Genomic DNA, 9,479 nt, shown 5'->3' on the forward strand with positions numbered 1-9,479 from the left:
CGAAATAGTAAGGCAGAAACCACTTCTTGCCGAGTTCTATCCTGCCCTTGACACCGACAATCGGGTCGACGAGATCTTTCTTCTGAGACAGATTCGGCGAAGGGATATCAACGGGAAGAGCCGGCGCGATGTCCAGTGAGAGGGTTGTCTTAATACCGGCGTATCGAAGGCCGCCGAGGAAGTCAATGTTTGCGTTCTCGCCCTGATACGCGGAATACGCCCCGGCTATCTCGAAGACCAACGCCTTGAGTCCTGTTTCTGCCCTAACGGTAAAAGCCTCACCGAGACGGCCCGGCACGAGCGCTTGTCTGTTATCGTCGGAGAAATTGACGTACATGAGATCGCTGAGGACCGACCAATTCCCCTTTTTCGCCTCCATGGTAAGCATCGCTGCGAAGGAGAGATTACTGAGATAGTCGGACGAACCGATGTCGACGTTGCCGCTGATCGGGCTATCGGGGCGGACTATATTGAGAGAGCCGTTCACACTCGGAAGCCAGACGTAAGGAATGAGGGTGAATTGCCACTTGTCATCCCCCTGGCCTTCTGCTGCATTCCCTATGGTAGCACAGGCAAGTAAGACCACGATTGCGAGCGCGACCGCCACCCGATGCGCTCTCTCCATGAAAAAATTCTTCATCGTCTTCTCCTTTCCGTATCGATACGCCGCCCAAGGACCTGCCTGTAAGAACCGGCCCGATTCCGTATCACCCGAATGTGGCAGGCCCCTTACTTCATCTCCTGTTTCGCCTCGAATAGCTTTACCTTGCATTTGCGCGACAGATGGGCCTTGTTCGCCTTCAGGCACTGCATGATCCGACCATCTCCCGGCAGGACTCCTCCGCAGAAGATCGTGATATCATCTTCGCATGCCTGATGCACTTCCTTGAGGGCTTCTTTCACCTGCGCAAGGTGCACCTTGCAGCCGGGCGAAAGTTGCGCCTCGTTCTGTCTCAAACATTGGGCTATTCGTCCCTCGCCCGGCTGAACGGTGCCACAGAACTTCGCGACGTCTCCCGCACAGGGTTTCGCTTCCTGTGCAAATGTGCCCGATGATATCATCAAGATTGCAAAACATGCCAAGACAAGAACCAATGCTCTCTTCATGCTCGTCTCCTCCCTATCTCGACTATGAACGCCCAAAGGGCGCTGTTGTAGTTGTTCCTAACGACGACCGAACCCTCCTCCTCCTCTGAAACCGCCAAATCCGCCGCCTCCCCAGCTGTGATCACCTCCGCCGAAGCCGCCAAAACTGCCGCCTCCCCAGCTGTGCCCTCCGCCAGAATTGCCGCGGTCCCAGCCGCTTCCTCCTCCGGACCACTCTCCTCCACCACTGCTGCGGTCCCAACCTCCGCCATCTCCCCAGCTCTTCGAGCCCCAAGAAGAGGAAGCAGAACGTTGGTCTCCGGCCTGCCGAGCCCATTGCTGCGAATTGAGCGACTGCGCTGTCTTATTATCCTGGACACTACTCCAACTGCCGTTATTGTATTTCTCCCAGCCGCTGCCCGTATCCTTATAAACATTGCCGTCATGGTCGGCGTACATGTTGTTGTTGACCTTTGCGGCTCCCGCTGTCTGACCTCCGGGTCCCGTCACCTGTCCCCACTTTGCGGTACCCTGAGCTCCCGTATATGCGTTTCCGTAAGTCGCTGAACCTCCCCGTGCCGACACGCCGGTAGCAGGGTTATAGGTTGCGCCGCGCTGCCCGTAGGCGTAACCGCCCGTATAGACGTTCGACACAGAGGCGCGCTGTCCTGCGGAGATCCTGCCGGTCACGGAGTTGTATGAGGCTCCCACCTTGCTGCTCCAGGCGTTGCCGGTCCAAGCGTTGTATCCCGCCGAGGTGCGGGTGACCGCCGATGTCGCTCCCCAGTGGGAGTAGACATTGCCTGTTGTAGCGGCCCAGCCGCCCGGCCCCCAGGCAGCAGCTCCATGGTAGCCGTAATAGCCCCCATAGTATCCGCCGTAATAGCCGTGGTAAGCACCCCAATAGGGCGCACAACCCCAGTAAGCATCGCTCCAGGCAGCGCCCATGGCAAGGCCGAAACCGAAGCCCATGGCCCATCCGGTCCAGGGAGTCCAGGTCGGGTTTGCAGCATAGCCATAGGTAACAGGCGGGGCATACCAGACGGCCGCTCCTATGTAAGGCACATAGGTGTAGCCTGTCCCGTACACGACTACTCCGTCAGCGGTGACGACCGTCCCCATGTAGCCCGGCGTGTAGCCGACCACAACGTACTGAGAAGTAACGTCGTATATCTTCACATAGGTAACATAGTAAATCGGCGAACTCGGCGGAATAGAGTAGATGACCGCCGGAATCGACGTCGCTACAACCCACGGCCCTTGAACCGAGGGCGCAGTGAACCAGACCCCGTTCTGCACCGCGTACCATGAGTTTTGCGACACCATCACGATCGGGTTCGGCGAGTTATAAACGTACATCAGTGTCGTGTCAGGGACGGGCTTGAGTTCCGGTGCCCCGGTGATTACAGGCGTAAACGTGGCCTTATCGATGTAGACGACAGCGGTCTCGGGGATCTCGTTGGCGATGACCGCCTCCTGCGACTGCGGCGTTTTGGGGATCGATGCTTTCACGTTCTCCTTTGGGCTGTCATCAGGTATCTTGAAGAAGTCAGGCGGAAGCTCCGTTCCCGGGACATATTGCCACGGCCCGGCGAAGCCGGGCGCGGTGAACCACCTGCCTGTAACAAGGACGTAGGTCTTCTGGTTTTCGATATCCTTAAAGATGTTCCCTGTGGTGTTCTTGACGTAGAGGAGCATCGTCCCCTCAAGAGGCGCCCAGTCCGGCGGGCCTTGAGTCACGACGAGCTCTGTCGGCGTGGTAGCTACGATGATTTCCGGCACTCCTTTCTTGAGCGATGGTTTCTGTTTGACGTTGGCAGGCCCGCTTATGAGATCCACGACGTCGTCCTTTGAGAGTTTCTGCGCAAGCTTGTTGATCCCAGCCGGCACTCCTTTCGCTGCCTTCCATGGCCCCATGAGAGATTTCGCCGTAACAAAGCCATCGAAGATATGGATGTAGTAATTGCCCGACGAGTCGTCGAGCAGTATAAACGCACGGCTATTGATAACGCGCTCCAGTTTGGTGCCCTGCACGGTGCGCCATACCGGCTCGCCGTCTATCATGACGAGCATCGCGGCGGTCTGAGAGAAGACGAACTTAGGAGGCTCGTTCTTCACCGGTACCGCCCGCGCCTGTTTTTCCGCTCCAGCGATGGCGAGCATTGCATCGAGCCGGTCAAGGGACATGGTGGAAGGCCCGTTCGAGACGATCGACTGAAAGCCCTGCTGGTAGAGGGCCGCCTTATCCGGGGTTGACGGGAATATCGCCTTCTTGATTTCGATGTCATGGAACTCGACGACACGGAACAGCCTGTGAACGCGCGTCTTTGCCGTTATCTCGATGACTCCGAAGTCCGGCTCCTTTGCCCCTGCGGGAAGCACCGAGACAGCGGTGTGGGCCTCAAAATGGTGTCCGTCCCAGCTGTCGAGCTGCGGCTGGTATAATGAGTACTTCGCGCCATTCTGATCAACGACCTTCGGCCAGGGATCAGGCGTGACTTCCGATGCCGGCGGCTGGTCGCCGAATGACTGGGCAGAAAGCGTATGCTGCCATATCGCTATACCAGCGAAGGACAAAACAAGAAACGACATGATGATAAGCCTTTTTATCATACTATCCACGCTCCTTTCCGTATTAAACAGCGCCTCACTACCAATGAAACAACCTTTTCATACACCTTGACCGGACGTCCTCAAATTGCCGACTCTTTCTCTAAGGCTTTGGGAGAATGAGTTTCTCTGATAACTTTTATCATGGGCGAGGACTATTGTCAAGCAGTGTGTGAGACCTCGCGGCAGAAGACGGAGAGGTCTTACACACAAACCTAAGATAGCCCTGTGAGGTCACGGATTTCGGAGGTTTTCATGGTTAGAAAAATGCGCAGAAGTGTCAATGACAGCATAAAACCGGGACAAATAAAGATCGGAACTATGGACTGTTGCCGCCCGTGGGAAGAGTTAAGATTGAGATATAGCAACCAGGCGGAACTTCAAAAAGTGGTTGCTTTTCTATATAATGCAATTGTAAGAGGAAGACCGAATACATTCAGGAGGAAATGCAATGACGACAGAACCCGGCAGAAGAGTGGCAGAGAGGCAAAGAGGAATACTTTTTATTTCGATGATCGTGATTTGCGGCATCCTCTTGATTGCCGGCCGGATGGTTCCGGTGTCGGCTCAGGATTCAAAACCCATTGCCAGTATCGGCGGAAATTTTAATGTCAATCTTCTGAACACGGTCCGTCTCGACGGCTCATACAGTTATGATCCCGGAGGGAGGTCCCCCCTCTCGTATAGCTGGGAATTAGTCTCCAAGCCCGAAGATAGTTCAACGACCCTTATCCCTGACGGACCGAAGGCCTCGTTTGGCGCTGATGCGGTCGGCGCCTATAAGGTGAAGCTTGTCGTGAATAACGGGTTTGAGGACAGCGAGCCGGCTTACGCTATCATAACCGTCACGAAGAGGGGATACGAATAGGAAGGAACGTTTTGGCGCCTGAATGTTCCGCCGATAGAAAAGAGGTAGTGCGGTTAATATTAAACGCTGGCGCGGAAGGCCTTGAGGTGCAGCTGCAAATATCGTCCTCCGTTCCATTCGTTTATCATCGGGGTGAATACCACGTCTACGGTCTTTGCGCAAAGGCTTTCGAAGGACTTCCCCATGTCAAACCCGATCGCGTCGAGCGACGAAGACTTCTGTCCTAATTTCATCTTGATATGATTGTTCCCGACGACTCGCGGATTAAGCACCCCGAGTCTCCTCGAACCGAAAAGAGGTTCGGGATTACCGTAGCCGAGAGGTTCGAGAAGAGAGAGTTCCCGCACGAGACCTGCATTCACCTCTGATAGGGCAACCTCAGCGTCTATTTCGAGAGTCGGGGTAATGTCCTCTCTTTTCAGGAAGTCCGTCACAATCCTATTCATCCTTTCCCGAAAGGCCGGGAGGTTCGAAACGGAGAGCTTGACCCCTGCCGCCTGTTTGTGTCCGCCAAAGGCGATGAGGAGATCCCCGCATTGCGAAAGCCCGTCATAGACGTCAAAACCCGGTATGCTCCTTATCGATCCCTTTGCTACCGTATCGTCTACGGTAAAAATAAATGCCGGCCGGTAAAATTCCTCCGCTAGTCTCGACGCCACAATACCGATGACGCCCGTATGCCATCCCTCATTCTGAAGCACGATGGCGGCATCATGTCCTTCGGCCTGCAGTTGGGAAAGCGCTTCCTGATAAACCCCCTCTTCGATCCGCTGTCTTTCCGTATTGATCCTGTCGAGCCTTCCGGCTATCGAAAGGGTCTCTTCATCCGAACCGGAGAGGAAGAGGCTTATGACATCACCGGCGTCACCGATCCTCCCCGCAGCGTTGATTCTCGGCACCATGGTGAAGGAGAGGAGGCCGGCCTTCATCTCTTTCTTGCCGAGTCCCGATACTTCCATGAGTGCTCTGATACCCGGGCGATAGGCGCTGCCGATACAGCGCAGACCCTCTTTGATAATTACTCTGTTTTCGCCGACAAGGGGAACCACATCCGCTATCGTTCCTAGGGCGGCGAGGTCGAGGAGCGAGAGGGATGCTTCCGGACCGAGGGACAGGTCGGGATCGATGGCCATAGCCTGGACGATCTTGAACGCAACCCCGGCACCGGAAAGGTCGGCAAAGGGTTTCCGCGGCGCAGTCAGTTTCGGGTTAACAATCGCAACAGCGTCAGGAAGGAGAAATTCATCGTGGAGCTCGGCCCGCAAACCGCAGGCCTGGGTCTTCCTAACAGGCTCATGGTGATCGGTAATGATGACGTCTATCCCTTCGCTTTTCGCGCGCGTGGCAGCATCGATCGAGGTTATGCCGCAGTCGACGGTGATGATGAGTTTCACGCCGAGCTTCTTTGCCACGTCTACGGAGGGCGCGTTGAAACCGTATCCGTGAACCATCCTGTTCGGTATGAAACAGTGGACATCCATGCCTATGGTTTTCAGGGCATAGATCATAATCGCTGCGGACGTGAGACCATCCGTGTCGTAGTCTCCGTGGATGAGAACGCGCTCCCTGAGTCTCGATGCGGCCTTTATCCTGTCAACTGCAACCCTCATGCCGGGAAGTTCGAATGGGTCGGAGAGACCGGTAATCCCCGGGTTCAGGAAGGTGTTGATATCGTCTGCGGTCTTTACTCCCCTGTTGATGAGAATCTGGGCGAGAAGGGGTGATATTGATGCGGCCAGAGAAAGATAACGGACATACTCGGGATTCGTCTTCGTTATGAACCAGCGCCGCTTCATAAAAAGACTGTTTCAGTCAGCCGCCAGGCAGTCCCCTGTCCTGAGATGTTTGACCTCGGACCTGCGATTCGGGGCTGCCGACTATTTCTTTGCAAAGGCCTTCTTCCCCCTCCAGAGGAGTACTATCGGACTCGCGACAAAGATGGATGAATAGGTACCGACGATGACGCCAAGAATCATGGCGAGGGCAAAATCGTGGATCACCTCTCCGCCGAGGAAAAAGAGAGCGAGGGAAGTGAGAAGCACGGTGAACGAGGTTACGATCGTCCTAGAAAGGACCTCGTTGACGCTCCGATTCATGACGGCTTCAACGGGATCCTTGACATTCGAGCGGAAGTTCTCCCTGATTCTGTCAAACACAACGACTGTATCGGTGAGGGAATACCCCGCAATGGTGAGGAGTGCCGTGACGAGGATGAGGTTTATTTCCCGCCCAAGGAGGAAGAAGATGGCGAGCACGGCGAGCACATCGTGAAACGTGGCGACTGTGGCGCCGACGGCAAAGTCGAACTTGAACCGGATGGCGATATAAATGAGTATCCCGAGCGTCGCCATCGCAACGGCCTTCGCCGCATCTTCCCTCAATTTCCCGCCGACCTTCGGTCCGATGAATGTGGTTGAATCCACCACATACCGGTTATCAGGGAATTTCTGACTGATGGCGGCCGTAATGGTGTCTGAAATCTGTCCGGTCGGGTGATCGGTCTTCTTCACCCTGATGAGGATCTTTTTCACCGCAGGGAAGTCCTGGAGATCGAAATCCCTGATACCCGCGTCCTCAAGCGCCTTCCGTATCTCGTGAAGGGCCACGGGTTTGTCGAACCTGAGCTGGATGGCCGTCCCCCCGGCGAAATCGATGCCGAGGTTCGCCCTTCCGTTCGCTATCTGTACAATCGTGAATATCCCGATGAGGGAGAGGATTCCCGAGAATATAAATGCAAATTTCCGTTTACCGAGGAAATCAATGTTCGTGTTCTTGATGAGTTCTAACATCCTGCCTCCTATATGCTCAGCTTCCTGACCTCTTGCCTGCTATTGATGAGGTCGAAGATGGATTTTGTGCCTACAAGCGCGGTGAAGAGGTTTATGGCAACGCCGAGACTCAGGGTCACGGCAAACCCTTTTATCGGTCCCGTCCCGAACTGGAAGAGGACCGCCGCGGTAATGAGGGTCGTGACGTGCGAATCGAAGATTGTCCAGAACGCCTTGTCATACCCGGAGTCGACTGCCGCCCTCGGAGTCTTGCCGGACTTCAATTCATCTCTTATCCTCTCGAACATGAGGACGTTGGAGTCGACCGCCATACCTATGGCGAGGATTATCCCCGCAATGCCGGGCATGGTGAGGGTCGCGTTGAGAAACGCCATAGCGCCGAGGAGCAGCACGATGTTTAAGAAGAGGGCGAAGTCGGCGATCACCCCCGACAGTCTGTAGTAAACAATCATGAAGATGACCACGAGGAGCGTGCCGATGATCGCTGCTCTCCTGCCCGCCTCGATGGAGTCTTCACCGAGAGAAGGTCCGACGGTTACATTCTGGAGCATCTTTATCGGAGCGGGGAGCGCACCGGCCCTGAGGACTATCGCGAGGTCCTTCGCCTCATCCATCGAGAACCTCCCGGTTATCTGGGCATTCCCACCGGCTATCCTCTCCTGTATCACCGGGGCGGAATAGACCGTGCCATCCAGGATTATCGCGAGTCTCTTCTTCACGTTTGCCGCGGTAATATCCTCGAAGAGCTTTGCGCCGGGGGCATTGAAGGTTATTCCGACATATGGTTCGTTGAACCTCTGGTCTATCGTCACCTTCGCTTCCGTGAGAAGGTCACCCGTCATGAGAGCCTGCTTCTTCAGGAGGATCGGTCTCTTCGTGACTTCCCCCGTCTCCCTGTTGGTGAACTTTTCAAAGAGTATCTCGTCATCCTGGGGCAACTTGCCCGCGAACTTGCTCAGGAGAGATTCTTCCTCTCCGGGCTTGATGTTCGCCGGTATCTCGGCAGCCACGGGCGAAGAATCGTCCACCATCTTAAATTCGAGCTGTGCCGTCTTCCCGATTATCTCGATCGCCCGCTTGGGGTCTTTGATTCCGGGCAGCTGCACTACGATCTCGTTCGCCGCCTGTCTGTGGATCGTCGGTTCGGCAACGCCGAACTGGTCGATCCGGTTCCGGATCGTCTCGAGTGCCTGGTCCGCTGCGGTATCCTTTATCCTGGTCGCTTCTCTGTCGGAAAGCCTGTAGACAAGCTTCGCTCCCGTTTCGACGGGAGTGAGCACAGGGTAACTGTCTTCAATCGCCTTCCTCACGTCCATGGAGTTCGGGGCGACGGTTATGAGAAGGCCATTCCTCGTGATTTCCGCGGCGAGCTTCTTCTTTTCGAGCGTTTCCTTCAAGGACTGTGCGATCCTCTCTGTCGTTATCTCGACAGCCCGATCCGCTTCGACTTCAAAAACGAGATGAACTCCGCCCTGAAGGTCGAGTCCGAGGGTGATGCCTTTGTTCGGCATCGTATTCTTCCACCACTCAGGCAAGTAACGGAATGCAGGGGTATTGGGGAGAAAGAAAATAATGGCGAGAATGACGGTAACGCCAATAAGGACAAATCTCCAGAAAATCCTCTTCTTCATCGCGTAATTCTAACCTCCTCAGCAAGTCGAGAGTCGTATCTCAATAGATTCGTGTCGATGTCACAGGCCTTGGCCACCCGTTCGATCCGCGGGAAAATCCCGGCAATCACATCATCAGAAAAGACTTTCTACGTCCCTTCGCGTCCCGGAAGGGAGAATCCGCCAGCGAACCGGGGCCCTGCTAATCTTCTTCCGAAGCGGGTCTGACCGATGCGATATATCCTTTCCCGAACTTAACCTTCACATTCTCTGCGATCTTCAGGGTCAGGGTATTCGCCCCTACCGCTTCCACCACGCCGTAAATCCCGCCGGAGGTGACAACTTTGTCACCTTTCTTCAGGTTCTCTATCATCTGTTTATGTTCCTTCGCCCTCTTCTGCTGCGGCCTGATGAGAAGGAAATAAAAGATAACGAAGATAAGGATAAGCGGAAGCAGGCTTGTGAACATTGCCCCGGGCCCGCCCTGTCCGGCCTGCGGTGCCGGCCCCATTGCAT

8 protein-coding genes are annotated in these 9,479 nt (G+C 55.2%); 1 reads left to right on the top strand and 7 read right to left on the bottom strand.

The window, feature by feature from the left end:
* From VEI96_07405 to VEI96_07415, 3 genes are all read right to left on the bottom strand, one after another.
* Nucleotides 1-640: hypothetical protein (locus tag VEI96_07405; protein HXX57813.1), on the bottom strand; the 640-nt coding region annotated here is incomplete at its 3' end.
* Between the two features lie 89 nt (nt 641-729).
* Nucleotides 730-1,107, bottom strand: a complete 378-nt coding sequence (locus VEI96_07410) for a cysteine rich repeat-containing protein (GenBank protein HXX57814.1) — start codon at nt 1,105-1,107, stop codon at nt 730-732.
* A gap of 57 nt (nt 1,108-1,164) precedes the next feature.
* Nucleotides 1,165-3,699, bottom strand: a complete 2,535-nt coding sequence (locus VEI96_07415) for a hypothetical protein (protein ID HXX57815.1) — start codon at nt 3,697-3,699, stop codon at nt 1,165-1,167.
* Between the two features lie 448 nt (nt 3,700-4,147).
* Here VEI96_07415 and VEI96_07420 point away from each other — a divergent pair, with 448 nt between their 5' ends.
* The gene (locus tag VEI96_07420) at nt 4,148-4,564 is read left to right on the top strand and encodes a hypothetical protein (GenBank protein HXX57816.1); all 417 of its coding nucleotides are present in this window, start codon (nt 4,148-4,150) and stop codon (nt 4,562-4,564) included.
* Nucleotides 4,565-4,623: 59 nt separating this feature from the next.
* On the opposite strand, the gene recJ is transcribed toward VEI96_07420, so the two are convergent.
* The 4 genes from recJ to yajC all read right to left on the bottom strand — a co-directional run.
* A complete protein-coding gene (recJ, locus tag VEI96_07425; GenBank protein ID HXX57817.1) occupies nt 4,624-6,360 on the bottom strand; it encodes a single-stranded-DNA-specific exonuclease RecJ in 1,737 nt (578 codons plus the stop codon).
* 81 nt (nt 6,361-6,441) lie between these two features.
* A complete protein-coding gene (gene secF, locus VEI96_07430) occupies nt 6,442-7,353 on the bottom strand; it encodes a protein translocase subunit SecF (protein ID HXX57818.1) in 912 nt (303 codons plus the stop codon).
* An 8-nt stretch (nt 7,354-7,361) separates the two neighbouring features.
* Entirely contained in the window at nt 7,362-8,984 is a 1,623-nt protein-coding gene (gene secD / locus VEI96_07435) for a protein translocase subunit SecD (protein ID HXX57819.1), read from the bottom strand.
* A 181-nt stretch (nt 8,985-9,165) separates the two neighbouring features.
* Nucleotides 9,166-9,479 (bottom strand): preprotein translocase subunit YajC (gene yajC, locus VEI96_07440; protein ID HXX57820.1); only part of this gene is annotated, 314 nt, incomplete at its 5' end.

It is taken from the genome of Thermodesulfovibrionales bacterium, assembly GCA_035622735.1.
Classification (GTDB): domain Bacteria; phylum Nitrospirota; class Thermodesulfovibrionia; order Thermodesulfovibrionales; family UBA9159; genus DASPUT01.

Bases quoted from the DNA above. Each gene is read 5' to 3' on its own strand.
- secD (HXX57819.1), bottom strand. From the start codon at position 8,984: ATGAAGAAGAGGATTTTCTGGAGATTTGTCCTTATTGGCGTTACCGTC.
- VEI96_07420 (HXX57816.1), top strand. From the start codon at position 4,148: ATGACGACAGAACCCGGCAGAAGAGTGGCAGAGAGGCAAAGAGGAATA.
- VEI96_07410 (HXX57814.1), bottom strand. From the start codon at position 1,107: ATGAAGAGAGCATTGGTTCTTGTCTTGGCATGTTTTGCAATCTTGATG.
- VEI96_07415 (HXX57815.1), bottom strand. From the start codon at position 3,699: ATGATAAAAAGGCTTATCATCATGTCGTTTCTTGTTTTGTCCTTCGCT.
- recJ (HXX57817.1), bottom strand. From the start codon at position 6,360: ATGAAGCGGCGCTGGTTCATAACGAAGACGAATCCCGAGTATGTCCGT.
- secF (HXX57818.1), bottom strand. From the start codon at position 7,353: ATGTTAGAACTCATCAAGAACACGAACATTGATTTCCTCGGTAAACGG.